The organism is Pseudomonas sp. JZ134 (assembly GCF_051027695.1).
Classification (GTDB): domain Bacteria; phylum Pseudomonadota; class Gammaproteobacteria; order Pseudomonadales; family Pseudomonadaceae; genus Chryseomonas; species Chryseomonas luteola.
This window is the reverse complement of record NZ_CP069251.1, coordinates 448,845-472,555: the sequence shown is the minus strand read 5'-3', so window position 1 is coordinate 472,555 and position 23,711 is coordinate 448,845. Positions and strand designations below refer to the sequence as shown.

The window sequence follows — 23,711 nt, the reverse complement described above, 5'->3', positions numbered from 1 at the left end:
GAGGCGAACACCATGAGCCGACTTCCCACGATTTTCATATCCCACGGTTCGCCAATGGAGGCATTGGATGCAGGGCGGGCAGGGCAGGCCTGGACGGAGCTTGCCGCGGCGTTACCACGTCCGCGAGCTATTGTGATGGTATCTGCTCATTTTTCGGCGCCATATCCAGTGCTCGGAACGACCGCGCAGCATGACACCATCCATGACTTTTATGGCTTTCCTCAGGCGCTTTATGCGCTGCGCTACAACGCGCCGGGTGAACCTGACCTGGCTTTTCAGCTGGCAGAGGCGTTGCAGGCTCAAGGGTTGCCGGTACGTACTGATCCTAATCGCGGGCTGGATCATGGCGCGTGGGTGCCACTGCGTTACATGTATCCTGATGCCGATGTTCCAGTCGTCAACCTGTCCATTGATGAAAACAAGGGCCCTGCCTATCACTACCAGCTCGGTCAGGCATTAGCGTCATCATTGGCTGACGACGTACTTCTTATCGCGTCAGGCAGTCTGACACATAACCTGGGCGATTTTCGCAGGCCGCACCGGTCCGTTCCCCGCTACGTCACAGACTTTCAGGCATGGATGCAAGACCGCTTGAAGGCTCGAGATATAGCCGCTCTGCTGGGCTACCGTGAGCAGTCACTGGAGGGCGTCCAGGCTCACCCGAGTGATGAGCACTTGTTACCTCTTTTCGTTGCATTGGGTGCAGCGGGTGAGCAAAGCGAGGCACGCGTATGGATCAGCGAGATAAACCATCAAATACTGGCGATGGATGTGTACCGATTTGAGCGATCCGCTTGAGACACAGGTAAAAGAGCCCTCCGGCTGCAGGCTTTGCCTGATCTGGTGCAGCCTTTTTATTTTCTCGCTAATAAGGTAGGAAAAGTCAAAACGACTCTTTGAGCGTTTAGGCAATTGCCAAACCTTAATCATTCACTAACGTCCAGGTTAGTGAGGACCAGCTCGGCGCATTCGCTTAGATCAGCGCTTGAGTACCTCTTGGTCGGATAACCCATGGCTTGATATTGAATTCGAACAGTAAGACCGCCGGTATGGCAGAAGTTGAACAGCCCTAGGGTCATGGTCTCTAACCTTAGGCATAAACAATGAATAGGGGAGACAGGCATATGAATACCGACGGCCAAGACATTTCGAAAGCACAGGGTTCGGATCCGTTGGCACCTGGAGACGAGGTTGATCCAGACGGTGACGCTATTGCCAATGATGACTTCTCAGCACCACCTCATGAGGAAGGTACAAAACGCTGATGAGTTGTTGATGGGATGCTAAATGGCCTAGCCGCAGCTGGGCCATTTAGCAATGGGTGCTGATGTTACTGCCGCAATGGTCTGAACAGCACCTCAAGCCAAGCCTTTCAACACTTGAATCTGGAGACTTTCATGACCAGTGCCCCGCCGATACATGCTTCTACCCCTGAACCTCATCTAGCTGAAGACACTGTGCGTGATCAACGCTGACCCGTACTGCTGTCCCAAGACACTAATATTTAAAAAGTGAGTCTGTGCCAGAGAGCCATGGGGGGATAGATGTCAAACGGAAACAACACTGCAAAATCGGAATGCCTGGAAGACGTAATCGATGGTGTTATTGAGCTGGGTAAAGAGAAAGATAAGGTATCGGTTGGTGATATCAAACGTGAGATAGGGCAGCGTAGTTATGGTCCTTTTTTATTCGTCCCGTCTATCATCGAAATCAGTCCGGTAGGCGGCGTACCGGGCGCATCGACTTTCTTTGCGCTGATCGTTGCGGTCTTCGCACTTCAGATGCTGTTTGGACGTAATCATTTCTGGATGCCTCGGTTCCTGGCTAAACGTTCTGTTAAAAGTCAGAAGATCGAGTCAGGCCTGAACAAGGTTCGTAAAGTCATACGAGGGCTGGACAAGGTCATCCGGCCGCGCCTCGGCTGGGCTACGCAGAAAACCTTTGTTCGTCTTATTGCGGCAATATGCCTGATATTGACAACCTCTGTACCGCCTCTGGAGTTCATACCATTTGCTAGTCTGGCTCCATTCTCGGCTATTTGTCTTTTTGGTCTTGGGTTGACAGCAAAGGATGGCGTAGTCGTCCTGTTAGGTATGGCTGTTTCGCTGATAGCGTTCTATTTAGCGATTACAGGTGTAGCAGGAGGATAAGGGCCTTAGCGCCGCTGTAGAGGAACACGAGGTTCTTCAACGGATTCGTTAAGGACGTGTCAGCCCGCAAAATTTCCGGCTTTTTTGCAAACCACCTTTCTGGTGTACCAGACGTTAATTCTCAAACGTAACGAACGTCTACGCATGTCTGAAATATATGTAATCAGGGAACGCCTCTGAAATCCTGGGAGTCGCAAGTTCTACAGTATCCACGGCATAGCTGCTGGCATATGAACCGGTTTCGATCATGATGGCGCCGTGTGCCTCGTGGATCGTTAGAGCCCTGGCATTCCATCCCCCTTAGATCAGGAGGCAAAATGAAAGCTGTCGTATTTCATGGTATCGGTGATATCCGGGTTGATGATGTGCCCGAACCCAACATTCAGGAGCCGACGGATGCCATTGTCAGGCTGACGGCTTCAGCCATCTGTGGCACTGATTTGCACTTCATACGCGGCAGCTTTTCCGGCATGAAAGAGGGCACCATTCTTGGACATGAAGGCGTTGGCGTTGTTGAAGCGCTGGGCAGCGATGTACGAAACCTGAAGGTCGGTGATCGGGTGATCATTCCTTCCACCATAGCCTGTGGAAGCTGTTCCTATTGCAGGGCCGGCTATTTTGCTCAGTGTGATGTGGCCAATCCAAATGGCAACCAGGCAGGTACGTCATTTTTTGGCGGTCCGGCAGCTACTGGTCCTTTCAATGGGCTGCAGGCAGAAAAGGCTCGTATTCCCTACGCCAACATTGGCTTGATCAAGATCCCTGACGAAATTAACGATGAGCAGGCGATTGCCATGTCGGATATCTTCCCGACCGGCTACTTTGGAGCCGAGATGGCTGAAATCAAGGATGGTGACACCGTGGCGGTGTACGGCTGTGGTCCCGTAGGCCTTTTTGCTGTTGCTAGCGCCAAGCTGCTGGGCGCCGGGCGTGTCTTTGCAATCGATTGTCTTGAGGACCGTTTGGAAAAGGCGCGCGAGTTGGGTGCTGAATGCATCAATTTCGACAAGGAAGATCCAGTACAGACCCTGGTGCGGCTAACCGGAGGAATCGGTGCCGATCGCGCAATTGATGCAGTTGGCATCGATGCCGTCCATGCACACAGTGGAAAAGCCGTCGAAAGTAGCGACATAGAAGGGCAGGAGCAGGAGGCTAAAGCTAATGCACCTGAGCAGAACCCGCAGAATGGTAATTGGGTTCCTGGTAATGCACCTAGCCAGGCACTGCAATGGGCTGTGGAAGGATTGGCCAAGGCCGGTACGCTTTCGATCATCGGAGTATATCCGCCCGAGTTTCGTGGATTCCCTATTGGCGCGGCGATGAACAAGAACCTGACGATCAACATGGGCAATTGCCATCACCGCAAATATATTCCCAAGCTGATTGACCTCACGTTGTCAGGCCGAATCGACCCGTCCAAGATTATTACCCAACACCAGCACCTGACGGATGCCTTGAGCGCTTTCAAAACTTTCGACAAGCGCAAAGAGGGGTGGATCAAGGTGGAGTTGTTGCCACAATAAGCTACTTTTCCCTTGGGCTGGTCATTGTTTTTGGATAGTGATCAGCCATCGCATTACCTAGTATTTCTCTGTATTGACGTCGAAGCTAGGCCGAACGCGCAAGGACATCATCATGCTTGAGCTGGCCGCTATTTTTGTCAGTTTCACGGCACTGTTTGCCTATTTGAATTATCGCTTTGTAGGATTGCCGCCCACTATTGGCGTGATGACTATTGCACTGGCCTGCTCGCTTCTGCTGCATGGTTTAAGCCTTGCTGGGATGCCTGGTCTGGAAGAACGGGTCGAGGACGTAATGTCCCGCGTCGACTTCAACCGATTGCTAATGGATGGCATGCTTTCCTTTATCCTGTTTGCCGGTGCCCTGCATGTTGACCTGGGTGAGTTGCACCAGCGCCGATGGGCCATTGGTCTGCTGGCAACAATAGGCGTCATCATTTCTACATTGACGATCGGCTTGGCCTCCAGGTGGATACTCCAGGCCTTCGAGATGGACCTTTCGCTTATCTATTGCCTTGTCTTTGGTGCGTTGATCGCGCCTACGGACCCGATTGCCGTATTGGGCATCATGCGATCGGCAGGCGCGCCCAAAAGCCTGGAAATCACCATTGTCGGAGAGTCGCTCTTTAACGACGGCGTGGCGGTAGTTGTGTTTACCGTCTTGGTAGGCGTGCTGCAGGCAGACAAGGTGCCTGGGTTTGGTGAGGCACTATGGTTGTTCGCCGAAGAGGCCGGAGGAGGTATCCTCTTTGGCGGGATACTTGGGGGCCTGGTTTTCTGGATGCTAAAAAGCATCGATGAATATCAGGTTGAAGTATTGCTAACGCTGGCACTCGTCATCGGGGGCTACACACTGGCCACCCATCTCCAGCTTTCGGGCCCTATCACAATGGTCATCGCTGGGCTGATTATCGGCAATCATGGCCGCGCCATGGCCATGTCAGACAAGACCCGACGCAACCTTGACACTTTCTGGACGCTGATAGATGAGAGTCTCAATGCTGTGCTGTTTGTACTGATTGGGCTGGAATTGATCCTGCGTCCGTTCGACTGGTTATATCTATTCATTGCCCTCTGTTTGATGCTAACCATCCTTGCGGTGCGCTTCATGACTGTGGCACCTCCGCTTCTGCTAGTCAGGTTTTGGCGTGAGGAAATGCCTAAAGGATCGGCTCAGGTACTGACATGGGGTGGCTTACGCGGCGGTATATCAGTGGCGTTGGCGTTGTCATTGCCAGCAGGCGACGAACGTAATCTGGTGCTGAATCTAACCTACCTGATTGTTCTGTTCTCAATCCTGATTCAAGGGCTCACCATTGGTCGGCTGGTAAGACATGTAACAGAAAAGAGCTCCGGGTAATGATCTGATGCCCATGATTCAACCGTATGGGGACGGTACCCTCACATGTCATCACCTTGGGTCTGATAAGCCAAAGTTGTTGGAACAATTCCTTAAACAAGGGCGTCTGTAAGAAACACTTACAACAATAGTGGCTTTTCAATTGCTAATACCCAGGCAGTTCCGTCTTTAGTGTATTAGCAACGTCGTGAGGGCTGCTAACCGTGATGCTTGCACCAAAAAGTGCGCTAACCCACCGAGCTTCAGCGACAGGGCAATCCTGATGAATAGCGATACAACCGAATGCACCATCACCTATGACGGGCAATTACTGACTGGAAAAGCAGACATCCCTCTGATTGATTTTCTGGCTGAGCACGATATTCATTTGTCTCATGTGTGCTATCACCGTGCGCTGGGGCCATTGAAGACCTGTGATGTATGCTGGGTGGAACAGGATGGCGAGCTGGTACGTGGTTGCACAATCCGCACCGCTGATGGAATGACGCTATCCAGCCAGGGTGAGGCACGTAAGGCGCAGCATGAGGGAATGGATCGCATTCTGGCCAAGCACGAACTCTACTGCACTGTCTGCGAACACAATACGGGCGATTGCACGTTGCATAACACTGTAGCGGACATGCATCTTCCAATTCAGCGCTACAAGTTTCAGCGTAAGCCTTACGACAAGGACCACTCCAATCCTTTTTACACTTATGATCCCGATCAATGCATTCTGTGTGGGCGCTGTGTGGAGGCTTGCCAGAATGTCGAAGTCAACGAGACGTTAAGCATAGATTTTTCCATGGAGCATCCCCGGGTGCTCTGGGATGGCGGTGAACAAATCGAGGGGTCAAGCTGTGTAAGCTGCGGCCACTGCGTCACGGTTTGCCCCTGCAATGCGCTGTTGGAAAAAACCATGCAGCCCAATGCCGGACCGTTTACTTCAATGCCGCAAGAGCTTAAGCGGCCCATGATCGATGCGATCAAGACACTTGAAAATACCATTGGCGCGCCGCCCATTACGGCCATTTCGGTCATGGATATGAAATGGCGGCAGCCGGAAATAAAGCGCACCAAAACGGTTTGCACCTACTGTGGCGTAGGGTGCTCCTTCGAGATGTGGACACGGGACCGTAATATTCTCAAGGTGCAGCCTGTGGTCGACGCACCGGCCAATGGTATTTCCACATGCGTCAAAGGTAAATTTGCCTGGGACTTCGTCAACGATCCCAAACGCCTCACGATGCCCCTCATCCGTGAAAATGGCCGTTTTCGTGAAGCCAGTTGGGACGAGGCACTGGATCTGGTTGCTCGTCGTCTATTGGAAATCCGTAATACTTATGGATCGGACAGCATAGGTTTTATTGGCTCCAGCAAGGCCAGTAATGAAGAGGCCTATCTAACCCAAAAGATTGCCCGTCTGATTATCGGCACCAACAGTGTAGACAACTCTTCACGCTACTGTCAGAACCCAGCCACTAAGGGATTATTCCGTACCGTTGGACATGGTGGTGACTCGGGCACCATTGAAGATTTGCAAAAGGCCGAGTTGGTCATCATTGTGGGCAGCAATATGTCGGAGAATCATCCGGTCATTGCCTCGAAGATCAAGGCCGCTCAAAAGCATCACGGTCAAAAACTGATCGTGGTTGATCCACGTCAGCATGAGATGGCTGAACGTGCAAACATTTTCCTGCGCATAAAGCCGAGCACCGACCTTATCTGGGCTTCGGCCATGTCTCGCTATATGTTCGAACATGGCTATGCCGATATGGCCTTTTTGACGAGTCAAGTCAATCAAGTGGATGAGTATCGTCATTCGCTGGAGCCCTTTACCCTGGAGTTTGCCGAGCGGATGACAGGCATTTCCCAGTCACAACTGATCGAGGCCGCTGAAATGATCGGTACGGCCAAGTCGGTCTGCATCTGTTGGGCAATGGGTATTACCCAGCACAGCCATGGTGCCGATACCAGTACAGCCCTATCCAACCTGCTGCTGGTGACTGGCAACTATGGCAAGCCAGGCACCGGTGGCTATCCGATGCGGGGGCATAATAATGTACAGGGTGCCAGTGACTTCGGTTGCCTGAAAAACATGTATCCCGGCTACGAGAAAGTGTCAGACGAGAAGGCACGTGCCAAATGGGCCAAGGCCTGGGGAGTGCCACCGGACAAACTGTCCAACAAGGTTGGTCAGGACAACTTTCTGATGGTACAGGATGCCGATGAGGGCAAGATCAAGGCGATGTATATCATTGGCGAGGAGACGGCGTTTTCCGATGCCGATTCCAAGAATGTCCATGAGGCCTTTACCAAGCTGGACTTTTTCGTCGTTCAGGATATTTTTCTGAGTCGCACAGCCGAGTTCGCCGACGTGGTACTGCCAGGCTGTCCGAGCATCGAAAAAGACGGCACCTTTGTGAATACCGAGCGACGTATTCAACGCTTCTATGAAGTTATGCCTCCGTTGGGTGACAGTCGCCCTGACTGGCGTATCTTGACTGATCTGGCTGCACGTATGGGACATGACTGGGGTTATACCCATCCCTCTCAGATCATGGATGAAGTGTCCGGCATTGCAACTATTTTCAACGGGATTAGTTATGAGCGGCTTGAAGGTTGGAAGTCGTTACTGTGGCCAATGAAGCCGGACGGGACCGACACGCCGCTTCTCTACACTGATGGCTTTCATACCGATGATGGTAAGGCGGTGTTATACCCGCTGGAATGGAAAGCACCTGAGGAAGACACTGACAGCGAGTACGACCTGATACTTGATAACGGGCGCATGCTTGAGCACTTTCAGAGCATGAACCAGACCGACAAGGGGAAGCGGGTCACTTCACTCTCTCCAAACTGGTTTGTAGAAGTCAGCCCTGAACTGGCTGCCGAACGCGGTCTTGAAGAGGGTTCCTGGGTACGTCTTATTTCACGTCGCGGATCGGTTGAAGTACCTGTTGTGGTAACGAATCGAGTAAAAGGGCACGTGCTTTTTATGCCGATTCACCAGGGTAAGCCTGGTCTCAACAAACTGACCGGTGAACATCATGATCCCGACGTTAATACACCGGCGTACAAGGAGACGGCAGTCAGGCTGGAGGTTCTCCCGAAAGAGAAATTCAACCAGCCGATTCCTCATGGAAATTTCCGGCACGGCAATCGTACCCCACTTGAGGGGGTACCCACACAGGTCGTTCAGGTTAAGTGGGCGCGAGATGATTATGTTTCGCCGCTCGAACAAGCCCCTCACCCGGAGAGATTCTAATGGCCGAACGTATCAGTCACGATGTTAAACCACCCAAGATCGGCCCCGATGCTCACGAAGAGTTGGAACGTCTGCTTCAGACGATGCACGAGCATGGGGTCTTACGTTTTGCCAACGACCTGATAGCAGCCAATACGCAGGTAGCCAAGGTGTTGGTGGATGGTCTTAACAAGGAGGGTACGCTTAATGCCATTCAAAACATGTCGATTCTGGCCATGGCATTGTCTCGCATCCCGCCCGAGCAGTTCTATAAGGTGACATTCGCTTTCAAAGATGCCTTCACCCATGTCAGTGGCTACAAGTCCGGAGAGGGCGAGACCGAAGCGCCCGGCGTCACGGGAGCCTACAAGATGCTGCATGATGACGCGTTGTGGCAGGCCATCACGCCTATTATCGAAGGGCTCAAGGTCTTTGCCGAGCGGCTGGACAAGGATGTAGACAAGCCCATCTCCGAGTTTACGGGAAAGCCTAGCAGTGCATAGCTTTCATTCATGGCAAGCCCGCCCGCGGTACTTATGAGGCGGGCATTACCAAGTATTCATGTCTGGATATAGAGTAGCTGATGGACCCTTCTGACCCAACATTGCTGGTCGCTAGAGCTCAGTTTGGCGTCACGATTGGTTTTCATATCGTGCTGGCAGCATTCTCCATAGGTTTGGCGAACTTTCTCATGGCGCTCGAGGCGCTCTGGCTGTGGAAGAAAAATTCGGCTTACATGGATGTGTACAAGTTCTGGCTGAAAATCTTCGCACTGAACGTGGCAGTAGGAACTGCTTCAGGCCTGGTCATGGAGTTTGAGTTTAGAACCAACTGGAGCAGGCTTTCCAGCAAGGCCGGCTCAGTTATTGGGCCGCTCATGTTTTTTGAAGTCATGGTGGCTTTCTTTCTGGAAGCAGGCTTTCTCGGCATCATGCTGTTTGGCCTGAAAAAAGTTGGCCCAAAGCTGCATTTCTTTTCCACCTGTGCTGTGGCATTGGGCTCGCTGTTCAGCGCTTTCTGGATATTGTCGGCTAACTCCTGGCTACATACCCCGGTTGGCTACGTCATCGCCCCAGATGGTCGATTTCTGCCTGAGAACTGGTTTGAAATCATCTTCAATCCATCTTTTCCCTATCGTCTGGCTCACATGACCCTTGCTGCATTTTTAGGAACTGCGTTCTTGGTAGGCGCTGCCGGAGCCTGGCATTTGTTGAGGAATTCACGTAACGCTCGTGCCCGCATCATGTTTTCTATGGCGATGTGGGTTGCCGCTATCGTAGGACCCATGCAGCTCATCGCAGGTGATTTGCATGGCGAAAATACGCTTGAGCATCAGCCACAAAAGGTAGCGGCCATGGAGGGCTCATGGGACAGGCCTGTGACAGGAAAAGGTGAGCCTTTAAGGTTGTTTGCTATTCCTGATATGGATGAAAAGCGCAATCACTATGAGATAGCTATTCCTCATATCGGCTCGTTATACCTGCGTCATAACTGGACGGGCACGATCAAAAGTCTCAACGAATTTCCGCCTGCGGATATCCCCCCGGTTCCTATCGTGTTTTTTGCTTTTCGCATTATGGTTGGGCTGGGATTTTTAATGGCAGGTGTTGGTGTCGCCAGTCTTGTGGTACGCAAGCGCGGTCATTTATACAGTGCACGATGGCTGCATAACCTTGTATTGATGATGGCTCCGGCAGGCTTTGTAGCCATGCTTTGTGGCTGGGTAGTTACCGAAGTAGGAAGGCAACCTTTTACGGTTTATGGGATGCTCCGTACCGTTGAAAGTAGCTCTCCCGTGTCTTTATCGTTTGTAACTACTTCGTTCATTAGCATCATCGCCGTCTACCTATTGGTATTTGGCATCGGACTCGTATACCTGATGCGCGCCATTGCAAGAGAGCCGAAACGGGACGAACCAGGACCGGAGCCTGAGTTGGCAAACGAGACGGGCAGTAATACAAGCAACTAAGCATATGCTTTCAAAGGGGCCTATATGCCGTTGTCTGATGAGCTTATACATCTGTTATCTGCAGGCGCCCTGGCGTTCTCCATACTGACGTACGTTATTCTGGATGGCACTGACCTGGGCGTTGGAATTTTATTTGCGGCCAATCGCAAGGCAAGGCATCGCCATGTCATGGCGTTCTCTATCCTGCCAATCTGGGACGGTAACGAAACCTGGTTGGTCTTGGGAGGTGGTGGGTTGCTCGCTATGTTTCCTGCGGCCTACAGCATATTTTTATCTGCGATGTATGCGCCCATTATCCTGATGCTGCTGGCGCTGATATTTAGAGGCGTTGCACTCGAGTTTCGTGACCGTGCCAAGACAGAGCGAAGGCAACGACTGCATGATATGGCGTTTATGGGCGGCTCTCTTGTAGCGTCCTTTTGCCAAGGCATTGTACTCGGCGGGCTAATTCAGGGCATTCCCCACGAAAAGGGACAATACAGTGGCAACGGTTGGGAATGGTGCAGTGGTTTCGCTTTCTTTTGCGGTTTCGTGCTTGTTGTGGGCTATGCATTGCTGGGGGCTTGCTGGTTGTACTGGCGCACCGCAGATGATCTCCAGCTGAGGTCGCGTCGTCAGGCACGAATCCTTGCCCCGGCCACATTGGTTTTGCTTGCCGGTATTGTCACCTGGACGTTTGGCTTGAATACGGTAAATGAGGAGCGCTGGCTGGAGCCGTCAATTGGAGGACCAATTACGCTGTTGCTGGTAGGGCTGATGATCGTCTTTTGGCGCGCTTTCTCTTGGACGCATCATTTTCTACCCCTATTTGCTGTACTCGGTTGGTTCATAGTGGCTTATGGGGCAATGATCGTTGCGTTGTACCCTTTGGTTATACCGCCCACTCTCACAATTTCGCAGGCCTCCTCGGCCCCTTTGAGCCAAATGCTTGTGCTAGGAGGCTTTGCTATTCTGATACCCGTTACGCTGGTGTATAGCACCTTTGGCTTCTGGGTTTTTCGTGGAAAGATCAGGCCAAAGAACCAGGTGCATACAAGCGATAGCTAAGATATGCGCCTATCTATAAGGCTAACTGTTTTTTTCAGTCATGTCGCAGCCTCCTGGAATAGGCGCCGGCCCAACCCGATCATCATCGGTATCAGCCGTATCGCCAGCCGGTGTATCAGGCGTTCCGCGTGGGCTTTGGTGTACTGGCTGATTACGTTCATTGGTCATGACTACCTCACATGGCGAGTAGATAAGTTGTATTAATTGGAAAGGACTTCCGACCTTAATGCTCAGCCACACAGACGCCATTGGTCTGATTTCGCGAGGGCTGCGGGCACACCTTGAGGGTGAGCAGTACCTAATAGAAAGACTACATATAGCCTTGGAACACCTGTCGAAGACTCTTTCTTCCTTACTGGAAGTGCCCGTCGCGTGATCACGATATCCATATAAAAGCTCAGCAGTACGCTGAGCAACGCTTGATAACCAGTCTTTATGGCTGGTTGTTGAAACTAAATAGCTGTTTTATCAGCAGGAGCTTTTATGTCCGTACCGGACTGGTTGCATTGTGTTTCGGCAGTTTCGCTTATTGTGGCGGTGGTATGTGCCCTGTGGGTTGTGTTTGATATTTACCATCATCCACAGCATATGAGAATCATGAACGTCGTCTGGCCCATCACTATGTTGTGGGCTGGCCCTTTGGGTTTGTGGGGCTATCTCACTGTAGGCCGGGTAAAGATGAGTCACCAGCGAAACCATGAACAACGATCCTTCAGGCAACGCGTCGCCTTAGGAGCAAGTCATTGTGGAAGTGGTTGCACATTGGGGGATTTGATTGCCGAGACGCTTACTATCGCTATTCCTGTCACCGTTCTTGGTAGTCCTGTTTTCGCTACTTGGATTATCGATTTTATTCTGGCTTTTCTTATTGGCATTATTTTTCAATACTTCAGCATCAAGCCGATGCGCGAATTAAGCCCTAAGCAAGGATTGGTCGCTGCTGTTAAAGCTGACACGCTTTCACTAATTGCCTGGCAAGTTGGGATGTATGGATGGATGGCGATCTGCCTGTTTGCCGTGTTCAGTCAAGAAGCGCTTCCCAAGCATGAGCCCGCGTTCTGGTTCATGATGCAGATCGCCATGCTGGTAGGGTTCTGTGTGAGTTATCCGGTTAATGCCTGGTTGATCAAGCGGGGGATCAAGGAAGCGATGTGAAAATTTTGTACCGCCCGTAGCCATGTCCTTCGGCTACCTGTGGTGCAAAGAGAGCCCCTATATCAAGCAGCTCTACCGTTGCTTGAAGCGGTTTGCCCACTGCAGGGCAAAATCTTGTCGGTGAAATGCATTGACTGTCGCAGCACCTAAGAGCATGACAATCGCTCCTACCGTCGCCATTGCCATGTCTTTTTGCGAGTCCCATGGGTCCTGCTGGGCGCCTACAAATGCCTTAGCGGCATCGCCACCCAGATAGGCACCTCCGATCCATTCGATAAGCTCGTACACGGCCGACGACGAGAGTATGAGATTGAGCGTCAGGAAGTAGCTTAGAAAACCACGCACCGGGACTAGTCGCAGTAAACCCTCGCGGATAGGGTAAGCCAGCAGCAAACCATAACTAAAGTGCACCAAGCGGTCGAACTGATTACGTTGAAACCCCATGGCCTCATCAAGCGTCTGGCCAGTTAATGCCTGCCACCAGGCATTGTATGGCACCTGAGCATATGTATAGTGAGCACCTACCTCATGAATGCAGAGAAACAGAAAAACCAGGCTGAATGAGGTACGTGAAAACATGAATTTCCGGTGGCTAATCGCTAGAACCAACACAAACAGCACGACAAGCAGATTTTCCATCAGCCAATCCCCCCGTTTAACGGGAGAAATCGCCAGTAAAACCCAGATCGCTCCAAATACAACCGTTAGCGTCAGGACGTACTGACGATACGAATCCTCTCTCATGAAAACTCCTGACAACGCCTAAATCAAAACAGTCGGAAACTGGATAATGCTGTCTACTCAGCGCTCCGAGTGCTTACCTACTTCTATACTGACGTACTTAGACGCGTGAAGATTCCTTGAGAGGCGCCTTTCCATAAGCGGCCGATATCCCGTCCCTAATGCTCATGCATGCAGGTTTTGGCAAGCCGGAAGCAGTAAGCCATCCCGCGGGGTTTATCACCTCAGGCAGGCTTTAAGCCCATAGGATTAGATATCGTCTGACTTGGTGGAGGGTTGGTCATTTAGTGGGAGTATCCGCGGTAGCAGGAAAAAAATGCTTAGTGCTAGGAGGGTACAAAAGATAGCTGCCATTTCCCGGCCCGAACCCGCCGCCATGCCGATCGCAGCGGTCAACCAGATCCCGGCAGCGGTCGTCAGGCCCTTCACATGATTCAAGTCGTGGCCTTTTATTATTGTGCCTGCGCCAAGGAAGCCTATTCCTGTAACCAGTCCCTGTATGACACGACTAAGGTCGGTACTACCAACTCCCATCATCGAAGGAATGAGGACAAAGAGGGCTGAACCCAAGGCAACTAGCATATGGGTACGAATACCTGCCGCCTTGCCAGATTGTTCACGCTCTAAACCCAGTAGCCCTCCTAAAAAGGCTGCCAGCGTTAGGCGAAGCACAAGACGTGTTGTCTGCGCAGGATCAAGAAAGTCGGCGAACTCCTCACATAGAGTGGCCTTGATAATTTCCCAAGTATCGCTCATTACACATTCCTATATAAGGGCTGTTCCGGCCCCAACAAGCGGCGCTAAGTCTGCAAAGGAAATTTAGCTGCAGACGCATGCACTTTTCGCTTTTAACCGCCGTTAACAATCGTCTGTCAAACATAGAATTTACTTTACTGTTTATTCACGGAGAGCAAGAAATCGCACACTACGGCTATTAGGCGTAAGCACCAATACGTCCCGTGTTTTTCGATGGTACTCTTTCCAGACGGAAAGACTGGCTCGAGAAACCGGGTTAGATCGCTTCGAGATCTAACCGTTACTGTTCCAAGAAACAAGCGGGATGTTGGTCTGCACGCATGTCGTTTGAACAGATTCCTGGGTTGGTCCTGGCTGCGCCAATTAAGTCAACGCTCAATATGACTGCACAAATGTTCCAGATTCAATGGGAAAGAGGCTGATACGATCCCAAGACGATCTGTTTGTTGCCGTCCATGATATCAAGGCGAAAGTCCTAACTATGACAGACGACAGGAAAAGCTGGGTTCACCTGAACCAGGACGCCGAAACCGGTATCGAGACCATTCGTGCTCATTTTGAGGGTCATGCCTATGATCCCCATTGGCATGACAGCTATCTTGTAGGGTTTACCGAGCAAGGCGTGCAGCAGTTCAGCTGCCGGAATGCGCTGCACGTCAGCACCCCTGGTAAGGTCTTCATGCTTGAGCCGGGTGAGATTCACGATGGCCATGCGCCGGCAGAGGGTGGGTTTACCTACTCCATGCTTTATCTGGAGCCGCAGTGGATCGAGCGTGAGCTGAGGATGTTGCATGAGGATGCGCCTGTACAATGCCTTCCCAGTTTTGGCGCGACACTGACCGATCAGACCGAACTCATGATCGCTATTGCCGATGCGTTCAAGGCGCTCGAATACAATGAGTTGAGAATAGTAAGGCAGACCGCGCTGGATCAATTGCTGATCAAGCTGACCGACCATGTGAAATGGCGAATGCGGGGAGCTTATGATCCCAGACTTCCGTTGGTGGCTTATCGCGTTCGAGATTATCTTCACGCTCACATGCAGGACGATGTAGGCCTGGATGAGCTTGCTAATACCGTAGGTGTGGATCGATTTCGCTTGACCCGAGCCTTCAAGGCCGCCTTTGGTTTGGCACCGCATGCTTACCTCATCCAGCTGCGACTCGCCAAGGCTCGTTTTATGTTGGCGAAAGGCGATCAACCGGCCGAGGTTGCCATGAGACTCGGTTTTGCGGATCAGAGCCACATGGGCCGTTGGTTCCGCCGCGCCTATGGGCTGACTCCAGCCAGCTACCGCAAGCGTTGCTCAAATCTTCCAGACGCCTCACGCAGCTAACACCACAATCGACTTCAGCCGTATAACTGTGGAGTCGATATGATGATTTCTGTGCCGTTCATTCTGTTCTCTCTGGTAGCCTCCATCACTCCAGGGCCTACCAACATCCTGGTGCTAAGTCACAGTGCCCGCTATGGATTCTGGAAAGCATTACCTATTGTGCTGGGCGGGTGTGCGGGCGCGGCCGGTATCGTGCTGGTAACAGGCGTGGGGATTGGCGAAAGCCTGACGAGCTACCCGTTGATCCAGCTCGTGATGAGCACGGCCGGCGTGCTGTGGTTAAGTTATCTGGCCTGGCAGATCTTTAGCAGCCCAGCCACGCCATTGAATGAGATGAGTGAGTCCATGGCCAATGACAAGCGCGTCGGGTTTGGCGGCGCGGCCGGGTTGCAGCTGATAAATCCAAAGACCTGGATGATGGCGATCGCCGTTATCAGCGTATTTACGCAAGCCGGGTCAGACAAGGCCGCGCAGGTGGTACAGCTGACATCTGTATTCTTTGCGATATCGATTCCGTGTCTGACGGCATGGGCAGTGCTAGGCGCAAGCGTTTCGCGCTGGCTCGATTCTGCCACCCGTGTCAGATACTTCAACCGTCTCATGGGCCTGCTGTTATTGGGATCGGCTTGGCTGAGCCTGCTTTGATGTTTGTCCCATAGTTAGGCCAGACAACTGCCTGGCCTAACTATGGCTGTCTTCATGTAGTACTTTCAGGATATTTGGCTCGAGCCAGCCAGCCCTTCCATAACCATTTTCTCTCATGAACATCCAGAGGAGCATCGAACGCGTGCAATGCTAGCCACTGGTTGAAACGCAGCTGTTCGAGTTCTTCGGCTGGCTTGCATACCGGCCTACCCAGAACCTGTTCGATATTGTTAAGCAGTGGGGCAGGTACCTGTTCGCGATACAGGCAAATCTGCTCTCTCAAGACATCCAGTGTGTAGGTGAGGATTTCCTTGTCAGAAAACTCAGGCACGGACATAAGATACCTCTTGCAGCATTGATCATTAAGCAAAAACGGTTAAATACGATCCGTCGCGATGTCACATGAAGCGGGTTAGTGCTGAGTCGTTAGTTGGGCAAGCAAAAGCCCCATTTCTTTTACCGGCACGCAGTAGTTCGGGTTACAGGCGCTAAGTTCATGAATAGCCGTGGTCGAGCTAATAGCCTGTCTTTGATCCTCTACAATGCAGATCCCCCTGGCGCCTTTGATGGCGCGCAAGCCCTCGACGCCGTCTCGTCCCGATGCTGATAACACCGCGCCTATTGTACACGGCCCAAATACCTTGGCTGCAGACGTGAACAGTTCATCTGCTGAGGCATGCTCATGCCTTTCGGAATCAAGCCGTTTAAGCCTGATCATGCCCTTGGGCTCTATAGTGACTTGATACCCAGGCGGAGTGAGATAGACGCAGCCCGACACGAGTAGCTCGCCGGGTGTGCATACTTTTACGGGAAGGAAGGTATAGCGTCCCATAAGCATTACGAGCGCCTCTACAGGGCTGTCGGTTGCTACACGAAGCATCACAACGACACAGGTTTCCAGACGGGAAGGAAACGTGCTGGCGAGCTGGCATAAGGCTCTAAGACCAGGAAGGGGGGAGGTAATAACTACAATGTTGTTGATTGAGCTCATCTTAAACTTCTCATGCAAAACGCTGTGAAAGCATGTCCTGATGAAAAGGTAACTCCGGCTTACTGCCCTCACGCTCCGTATGCGGCTGCGTACAGACGGAAAAACAACGGGAATAAAAAACTGTATCGCCGCGAGTACAACAACTTCGCCAACACACTAAACGCGGCGATACAGAGGAGCACACTTCATGAGCTATGACATCACTACAGAACAGGTTCAAATACAACCTGTATTCAATGGAAAGCTGGGTAAAAGATAAGTTGCAGAATTGCTAAGTTATTAAATTCTTTGAACTTTATTCAAATACAAGTTTTGCTAAGTAGATACCAGACGCTGATTAAGATAGCGCTTCGTTGGAACGTCGCAATTGTGCAGATTTGCTTTTTAATCTTCTACATGAAAATTGTACGTGTATAACTATGGACCTATCTGTTAGGTCTTAATCCTGTAATATCTTGAAACATTCATCAATCTTTATATACGACTACGTAGCTGAAACAGATAAGCTTTAATTCCGGATTACGGCTGCTACTTTCTGCCGACGCTGGAGGTAAGCAGTGAGCCAATGGCGTGAGCGTTCAAGGACATACGATGCTACCGGTCTCATCTACCTAGTAATCACACAGAAACAAGGCTTAGTACCCCTGTTTTGGCTAGCCGATATCGAGCAAGGTCTTCTGCCAGAAACAGCGAGCCCTGGTAATGGTGTGCAGCCTCACTACGGATATCCTCAATGGAGGGAGACTGCTCCGGATTGGCTTGATAGCGGGCGCTAAAGTGCGTCAGGACAAGATTGGGCAGCCCGCTGGATTGGGCAAAGCTCGCAATCCCGGCCGCTGAGCTATGTCCGAATGTATCGCCAGCCCTGTCTGCAATATCTTGTGTATATGTCGACTCATGAACAAGCACCTGAGCTGGCTGGCAAAAGGTCCGCAACAGCTCGGGCTGATCGTTGTCACCGCAGACGACCAGGCAGCGAGCCGCATGGGGGTAGTACACATAATCGGCGCTTTTAAACGTTTGGCCTTCATGTACCACATCAATGCCTTTACGCAGCTGTCCCCAGATTGGGCCGCGTGCAATACCTTCGGCATTCAATTTTTCAGTGTTTAGATGAGGTTCACGGGCTGTTTCGGTAAACCGATAGCCGAAAGAGGGCACGCGATGGGAGAGGGGCGTAGCATCGACCGTCCATCGTGGAAATGCCCACTGCCCCAGCGCCTCAGCCGGCAGAAACTCTACGTCAAAGGGCAGGTACAGCTGGGTGAATTGTCGAGTCGCGTTAAACCATTCGGCAATGCCCGCCGGGGCAATGATGGGAAGTGGCTTCTTTCGGCCTGACATGCCTGCGCTGGCCAGGAGGCCTGGCAAGCCATAACAGTGGTCACCATGGACGTGAGTGATGAAGATGGCCTGCAGGTCGTGCATCGACAGACGTGTACGCAGTAGCCGGTGCTGAGTGGCCTCGCCGCAATCAATCAGAAACCAGTCACTGCCCATCTCTTCCTGTAGGGCAAGCCCGGTCACGTTGCGTTTCTTGGTCGGTACGCCGGCGGACGTGCCCAGAAATAGTAAATCCACAAATGCCTCTATTTATTGGTGCCGCACCAGTATCAAGACATAGTGTATATCGCAGATGGCTGTAAGGTGGTGAGCATGAGACTTGCCGACCTCCGTGTCGGCGTATTTCAGAACGCTCAGGTTCCAGGCGCGACGTCATTTCTGGCGATTCGGATTTCTTGCACCATGGCCTCGGAGAACTTCTGGGCGGCTGACCAGCGCAGATGGATTGCATCGATGAAGGATGTCTTGGCGGTAATCCATTCCTTGTCACCATTCCAATACTGGGCCTTGGTTGGCGCCAGGGCGGTAGCAAGCTGCTGGTCGAAATTAGCCAGAAATACACCTGTTGGATCTTGCTGGGCTTTCCAGTCAGGATGTAATGGCGTGGATACGACCGTTAATTGCCGTCCCTCCTGGTACAAACGGGTAGCCAGAGTTTGCAGGGCATTGAAACAGGTTGAATCCAGCGCTTCCGGGCGGCCATAAAGCAATTCACGACTGTTCACCGTATTGAGCGGGCCGTCCCCGTAGCGATTGAACACCAAGGGATCGAACTCGATACGGTTGGCGCGCTGATCTTTTACCTTCAAGGCATTGCGCATCAGCGAGCCGGGGGAGAAATAGTGCATGTAGTAAAGCCAGGGTGACGTTTTCTCATACACGTACTGATCAACATCGTTGCGATTGAATACGGCAGCCGAAACACGCCAGCAACCCGCAAAGTCCTGGGGGTCGACTACCATCAGGACATGCCTGACGGTAGGTTCCCGGTCAAGTAGCCAGTTGGCAACGTATACCGATTGATTGGCATGCAGACCACAGAAGGCGCCGTTCAGCGGGCGCGTACCTGGGGAATGCCTGACGATGGCATCACCATCGATATGCCGCCAGGCTACAGATGACCCTATCACCAGCAGGTCTGGCGATTCGATGGGGTTTTCACGTAGAAAGCTGAGTTTCTCATCAACGCACAGGCTATTGGAGAATGCCGGTGGGGGCAGGTTATCTGTGCCGCGCAGGCCGAGCAGCAGCATCCAGAACGCCGCGAGGGCACCCGCCATTCCGCCAAATAGTGCCAGCAGGTAGCCGGCAGAAATCCTGCTGCCGGAACTGGAGGTGGGCTTGTCATCCGCTGCTGAAGTCTTCATGACACCGCCGCTCCTTCGAGTTTGGATTGGATCATCTGAGCGAAATGGCCTACATTCTTGAGTGACTCAAGCTCTGCGGTCCTGAACTTGATACCAAAACGCTGCTCTGCCGCCACGATCAGGATGACATGCGTCTGGCTGTCCCAGCCGTCGATGTTGTCAGCGGTCATGTCTGGGGCAAGCACAATGTCGTCGTCATCGAACACGTCGCGGAAGACCTGGGTCAGTGCGTTGAGAATGTCCTTATCGTTCATACGTCAGTAACCTCGATGAAGTGGCGGGAAGTACGGGGTGAGAGCAGGTCATAACGCCAGAAGCTGGCGTTGGGGATGGCGCCTTCAGGTGCTGGGCAATGATCGAAGCCCAGCGCTGCATAATGCTCGGCAACCATGCCGTTCCGGTCGGTAGGGCGATATTCGCCGATGAGCGCTGCCCAGCCAGCTGCCGTCGCGCGTTTGATCAGTACGTCGAGGACGGCCTCTTCTACCTGACGGCCCAGGACGCGGCAGCTCATCAGCCAGGTATCGATAAGAAGTTCATCCTGAGCCCATGCGGTATCTGCGCGTGCAAGGACCACACTGATCAGGCCGTTATCACCAAACTTGTCGCTCAGGCGCGCCGCAAGGGCAACTGCACGATTATCTGCTGCAAGGCGTTCGACCTCCACTTCGCTGTAGCGGCGCGTCGTAAGGTTGAACTGATTGGTCTTGTTAATCAGCTGCGTAGTACGGATCAACTCTGCCGGACCGATAGTGGTAGCGGTAAGAACCATCTGCAGACCGCGTAGGTAACCTTCCATGTCGGTTGCCTGGCTCATGGCACCCTTGCGTTCGGCGTTAAGGGCATAGTGACGGCTGCGTGCAGTGTCGTCTGTGGTGAACGAGACTGTCTCGAAATAACCGGCAGCCGCTACGCGGGTAGGGTAGTCGGCTACATCCTCGGGAAGTTCCGGCACCGCCACCTCGGGTAGCTCACGGCGAACAATGTCACGCTCGGCCGGGTTGTCGTCGACAAAGACCAGGCTGTCGAGGCCGATATTGAGCATGGAGGCGATACGCCGCAGGTTGCCGGCCTTGTCTTCCCAGTTGGCGACAAAGGCGGCGATATCGGAGCGCTTGAGACCCATTTCCGGGTGGTCGAACGCCGCTTCAGCTACTGCCAGATCGTTCTTGCTACAGACCGCGAGAATGATGCCTCGTTTGGCCAGATTCCCTGCGTAATGCTGGAATGCCAGAAATGCTTCACCTGCCGGCGATCCCTGGCCTATCTGGATGCCATGAACACCATCGTCGCCAATCACGCCGCCCCACAGAGTGTTATCAAGGTCCAGGACCAGGCATTTGCGTGAGAGACCAACCCCAGCGGCAGCAACCCTTGCCAGCTGATCGCCATAAAGGGGGGCCAGCGTTGGGCTGACCAGCTGTTTGGCTTGGTGCCACCGCACAGGCTCAGCCAGACCGGTGCCATACATCCCTTGTGCAGCTTGCCACGCCAGGTCCATCAGCAGTACACCTTCTTCCCTTGCCGCTGCACGGATGGCGGTATTGAGCCGCTCGATTACGGCAAAGGGCGCGGCTGGAACATGGGCTTCGAATGAGCCGAAGAGCAAGGGTTCTGTAGTGACAAGCGTTTGCTGAATAACCTGCGCTGCGTAACGTTCCCGGGCGAGGCGCCAGAGGTGGCGTAACTCCTCGATACGCGTCTCAACGGCGCTTGAAACCTGCGCCTCTGATGCATCCAGGGGCAGCTGCAGGGCAGTGTCTTTTGCATCCACGGCCAACAGAATCACCTGAGGGGCAAAGGACGATAGCGCAGGGTCGTCCATTAGTAAGGCCTGTCGATACATGCCATACGGGGCAACATACACGGACAAGGCCAGACGCCGGGAGAGACCTGCGATCCGAATGGCAGGAACGAGATGATCCACGGTATGGGAGGAAAGCAGGGCGATGCGCAAGGGACGCCAACCCAGTGCTGCCAGATCTCCTGCTGTGGTGAGATCACTCAGTCCTTCTGCGGCAAGTTTATCCAGTCGGGCGGTAAGGGTGAAGTCGCGTCGAAATCCGGATAAATAAGCCGCCTGACTGAGCCGCTTGGCAGGGTCTGCCTCTCGCTTGGCCTCGCTGATCGCTGCGCCGAGATCTGGATGAGGGGGAAGCCAGGGTAATAGGTCCATCATGGAATGCTCCTGTTTCGACACTTAGAACTGGAAGTAAAGAAACTCGGTCGGGGCCGCAGAGAACGCAGAGGCCAACGCAAAAAAACCCAGTACACCCAAGGCAGCGCCTAGCACCGGCGTAGGTCGCCACGCCACGAAGGGGAACCAGTGTTCGATCCAGTTTTCCTTTGGCCGAAAGTTCAGGGCAGTGCGGAAGTGATGCATCCACTGGCCGATATTGGGCATGGTCCAGACAAAGGCCAGCAACATAGCGATGGCCAGGAAATCGGACTTGTCGAGCTTGGTCGAGACGTCGCTCAGGCCCACCATGCCGGTGAGGATTGCCATGGCAGCGGACACGCTTTCGGCTCGGAAGAACACCATGGCCACCACCACACAGGTGAAGGTGAGCAGCAATGCAGCGACTTGATGGATTCGGTTGTCACTGTCGAGCTTCCAGCCTTTACTGACCTTATAGGCGCGCCAGCCATGGGCGACCACAAGGTAAAAACCGTGGAGTAGCCCGAACGCTACGAATTGCCAGCCGGCCCCATGCCAGACGCCGGAAATGAACATGGTGAAAAGGGTAGGGTAGGCCACCAGCGCTACAAAGGTACCAAGCGACATTTTTCCGCGCTTGGGCAGGGGCTTACCGGCAGCCAGCCGTGCACGGGTAATCCGCATGACGATGGGATTGTAGGTATAGGCGGTCAGAAAGCGTGTCAGCGTCATGTGCCAGCGAGACCAGTAGTCGATCACGTTGCGTGCCTTGAACGGGCTGTTGAAGTTGGCCGGTAGGCTTATTCCAAAAAGAAGCCCCAGGCCGATCGCCATGTCGCTATAGCCGGAAAAATCAAAATAGATCTGGAGGGTGTACGTAAGCGCGCCGGTCCATGCGTCGAAGAAAGAGGGCGTCACGCCGTCGGCTGCCAATGCAAACACCGGCGAAGCTTTTTCACCCAGCGGGTCGGCGATAACAACCTTCTTGAATAGCCCCAGCAGGAAGATAGTGGTGCCAATAGTGAGATTATCCAGGCGGGGTTTGAAGTTGTTGCGTTCGCGAAACTGCTCCAGCATCTCACGGTGATGGGTAATCGGTCCGGCGATCAGGTGCGGAAAGAAGGTAATGAAAAGGCAGTAGTTGAGAAAATCATGTTCAACAACTTCACCGTCGTGTGCATCGACCAAATAGGCAATTTGCTGGAACGTGAAGAACGAAATGGCCAAGGGTAGAATGATGTCACTGACCGTCCAGCCTGTATCGAGCACATCGTCAAGCGTACCGAGCAGAAAACCGGTGTATTTGTAGTACCCCAGCAGTGCCAGGTTGGCAGTAATACCTAGGGTCAGGGCCCAGCGGGAAGGGTTGCGAAGTAGATAGCCACCCAGCAGGTAATTAAAGATCATGCTTGCGGCCAACAGCGGAACGTTGGCTGGGTTCCACCAACCATAAAATACCAGGGAGGCGAGTGTCAGCCAGACGATCGCCAGGCGTTGTCGACCCGTCCCACCCAATACAAAAAAGCCTAACAGTACGACTGGAAGAAATCCGGCTATAAACGCAAACGAGTTAAAAAGCATCGTCCTGATCCTCTTAACAACGCCGTTCCATGGCCAAGGGCTCGCCCGGCGACAAGCCAGAGCGGGGTGGTTTCCTTGGCACTGCATCATGAATGGCTATCACTGATATCCACCGCGGCCATCTACTACCGACCGCGCATAAGTGCCTTTCACCGTCGCGTACGGGGATTTTGATCCAGAACGTTTGTGCGCTCGGCCACAGAAAAATCCTATATCTCCGTGTAGCACCTATGCTTAGCGCTTGCCAAAAAAGCTCGCCGCTTCAAGCGGAAGATTTGCTTATTTGTGTGATCTAGTTTGCTTTATGTGGAAAGAAAAGCGCCGTTTATTAATGTTCTGTTAATGAGTCTTTACCAGATTGCCCA

22 protein-coding genes are annotated in these 23,711 nt (G+C 52.7%); 12 read left to right on the top strand and 10 right to left on the bottom strand.

The genetic code is table 11. The features are described from left to right. The first annotated feature begins 12 nt into the window (after nucleotides 1-12). The 9 genes from JQR86_RS21595 (at nucleotide 13) to cydB (ending at nucleotide 11,272) form a co-directional block, all read left to right on the top strand. Nucleotides 13-798: a dioxygenase family protein gene (locus tag JQR86_RS21595; RefSeq protein ID WP_434154999.1), complete on the top strand. Its 786-nt coding sequence runs from the start codon at nucleotides 13-15 to the stop codon at nucleotides 796-798. Nucleotides 799-1,124: 326 nt separating this feature from the next. Continuing rightward, nucleotides 1,125-1,265, top strand: a complete 141-nt coding sequence (locus JQR86_RS21590) for a hypothetical protein (RefSeq protein WP_313552442.1) — start codon at nucleotides 1,125-1,127, stop codon at nucleotides 1,263-1,265. Between the two features lie 279 nt (nucleotides 1,266-1,544). Continuing rightward, on the top strand, nucleotides 1,545-2,150 hold the full coding sequence (locus JQR86_RS21585; RefSeq protein ID WP_434154998.1) for an exopolysaccharide biosynthesis protein: 606 nt from the start codon (nucleotides 1,545-1,547) through the stop codon (nucleotides 2,148-2,150). 317 nt (nucleotides 2,151-2,467) lie between these two features. Continuing rightward, nucleotides 2,468-3,673, top strand: coding sequence for a zinc-dependent alcohol dehydrogenase (locus tag JQR86_RS21580; RefSeq protein ID WP_286788540.1), 1,206 nt, complete (start codon nucleotides 2,468-2,470; stop codon nucleotides 3,671-3,673). Between the two features lie 112 nt (nucleotides 3,674-3,785). Then, the gene (locus JQR86_RS21575) at nucleotides 3,786-5,030 is read left to right on the top strand and encodes a cation:proton antiporter (RefSeq protein ID WP_434154997.1); all 1,245 of its coding nucleotides are present in this window, start codon (nucleotides 3,786-3,788) and stop codon (nucleotides 5,028-5,030) included. Nucleotides 5,031-5,292: 262 nt separating this feature from the next. Next, the gene (gene fdhF, locus JQR86_RS21570) at nucleotides 5,293-8,277 is read left to right on the top strand and encodes a formate dehydrogenase subunit alpha (protein WP_434154996.1); all 2,985 of its coding nucleotides are present in this window, start codon (nucleotides 5,293-5,295) and stop codon (nucleotides 8,275-8,277) included. After that, a complete protein-coding gene (locus JQR86_RS21565) occupies nucleotides 8,277-8,759 on the top strand; it encodes a DUF1641 domain-containing protein (protein WP_010798533.1) in 483 nt (160 codons plus the stop codon). The genes fdhF and JQR86_RS21565 overlap by 1 nt, the downstream gene beginning before the upstream one ends. Before the next feature lie 80 nt (nucleotides 8,760-8,839). After that, nucleotides 8,840-10,225: a cytochrome ubiquinol oxidase subunit I gene (locus JQR86_RS21560; protein WP_434154995.1), complete on the top strand. Its 1,386-nt coding sequence runs from the start codon at nucleotides 8,840-8,842 to the stop codon at nucleotides 10,223-10,225. 24 nt (nucleotides 10,226-10,249) lie between these two features. Continuing rightward, a complete protein-coding gene (cydB, locus tag JQR86_RS21555; protein WP_181123500.1) occupies nucleotides 10,250-11,272 on the top strand; it encodes a cytochrome d ubiquinol oxidase subunit II in 1,023 nt (340 codons plus the stop codon). Between the two features lie 21 nt (nucleotides 11,273-11,293). On the opposite strand, the gene JQR86_RS21550 is transcribed toward cydB, so the two are convergent. Next, nucleotides 11,294-11,440 carry a hypothetical protein gene (locus JQR86_RS21550; protein WP_181123501.1) on the bottom strand — a complete coding sequence of 49 codons (147 nt, stop codon included), beginning with the start codon at nucleotides 11,438-11,440 and terminating at the stop codon, nucleotides 11,294-11,296. 315 nt (nucleotides 11,441-11,755) lie between these two features. Between JQR86_RS21550 and JQR86_RS21545 the strand changes: the two genes are divergently transcribed. After that, nucleotides 11,756-12,427, top strand: a complete 672-nt coding sequence (locus JQR86_RS21545) for a DUF4396 domain-containing protein (protein ID WP_404629421.1) — start codon at nucleotides 11,756-11,758, stop codon at nucleotides 12,425-12,427. A gap of 72 nt (nucleotides 12,428-12,499) precedes the next feature. Here JQR86_RS21545 and JQR86_RS21540 read toward each other — a convergent pair whose 3' ends face one another. Together JQR86_RS21540 and JQR86_RS21535 are read right to left on the bottom strand one after the other, a co-directional pair. Beyond that, a complete protein-coding gene (locus JQR86_RS21540) occupies nucleotides 12,500-13,171 on the bottom strand; it encodes a DUF2238 domain-containing protein (RefSeq protein ID WP_073450702.1) in 672 nt (223 codons plus the stop codon). 246 nt (nucleotides 13,172-13,417) lie between these two features. Further along, a complete protein-coding gene (locus JQR86_RS21535) occupies nucleotides 13,418-13,924 on the bottom strand; it encodes an MgtC/SapB family protein (RefSeq protein ID WP_010798526.1) in 507 nt (168 codons plus the stop codon). A 481-nt stretch (nucleotides 13,925-14,405) separates the two neighbouring features. Here JQR86_RS21535 and JQR86_RS21530 point away from each other — a divergent pair, with 481 nt between their 5' ends. Both JQR86_RS21530 and JQR86_RS21525 read left to right on the top strand, forming a co-directional pair. Next, nucleotides 14,406-15,260, top strand: a complete 855-nt coding sequence (locus JQR86_RS21530) for an AraC family transcriptional regulator (RefSeq protein ID WP_010798525.1) — start codon at nucleotides 14,406-14,408, stop codon at nucleotides 15,258-15,260. Nucleotides 15,261-15,299: 39 nt separating this feature from the next. Beyond that, the gene (locus tag JQR86_RS21525; protein ID WP_019363863.1) at nucleotides 15,300-15,905 is read left to right on the top strand and encodes a LysE family translocator; all 606 of its coding nucleotides are present in this window, start codon (nucleotides 15,300-15,302) and stop codon (nucleotides 15,903-15,905) included. 52 nt (nucleotides 15,906-15,957) lie between these two features. On the opposite strand, the gene JQR86_RS21520 is transcribed toward JQR86_RS21525, so the two are convergent. The 7 genes from JQR86_RS21520 to JQR86_RS21490 form a co-directional block, all read right to left on the bottom strand. Further along, on the bottom strand, nucleotides 15,958-16,242 hold the full coding sequence (locus JQR86_RS21520) for a hypothetical protein (protein WP_434136624.1): 285 nt from the start codon (nucleotides 16,240-16,242) through the stop codon (nucleotides 15,958-15,960). Between the two features lie 75 nt (nucleotides 16,243-16,317). Further along, nucleotides 16,318-16,896, bottom strand: coding sequence for a chemotaxis protein CheB (locus tag JQR86_RS21515; protein ID WP_434136625.1), 579 nt, complete (start codon nucleotides 16,894-16,896; stop codon nucleotides 16,318-16,320). A 618-nt stretch (nucleotides 16,897-17,514) separates the two neighbouring features. After that, on the bottom strand, nucleotides 17,515-18,477 hold the full coding sequence (locus JQR86_RS21510) for a ribonuclease Z (protein WP_434136626.1): 963 nt from the start codon (nucleotides 18,475-18,477) through the stop codon (nucleotides 17,515-17,517). A 116-nt stretch (nucleotides 18,478-18,593) separates the two neighbouring features. Further along, on the bottom strand, nucleotides 18,594-19,607 hold the full coding sequence (locus JQR86_RS21505) for a hypothetical protein (RefSeq protein ID WP_019363859.1): 1,014 nt from the start codon (nucleotides 19,605-19,607) through the stop codon (nucleotides 18,594-18,596). Further along, on the bottom strand, nucleotides 19,604-19,861 hold the full coding sequence (locus JQR86_RS21500) for an acyl carrier protein (RefSeq protein ID WP_312271888.1): 258 nt from the start codon (nucleotides 19,859-19,861) through the stop codon (nucleotides 19,604-19,606). Before JQR86_RS21500 ends, JQR86_RS21505 begins: the two co-directional genes overlap by 4 nt. Next, nucleotides 19,858-21,783 carry an HAD-IIIC family phosphatase gene (locus JQR86_RS21495; RefSeq protein ID WP_312271904.1) on the bottom strand — a complete coding sequence of 642 codons (1,926 nt, stop codon included), beginning with the start codon at nucleotides 21,781-21,783 and terminating at the stop codon, nucleotides 19,858-19,860. The genes JQR86_RS21500 and JQR86_RS21495 overlap by 4 nt, the downstream gene beginning before the upstream one ends. A gap of 24 nt (nucleotides 21,784-21,807) precedes the next feature. Next, a complete protein-coding gene (locus JQR86_RS21490; protein ID WP_434154993.1) occupies nucleotides 21,808-23,346 on the bottom strand; it encodes an MBOAT family O-acyltransferase in 1,539 nt (512 codons plus the stop codon). Nucleotides 23,347-23,711: the final 365 nt, after the last annotated feature.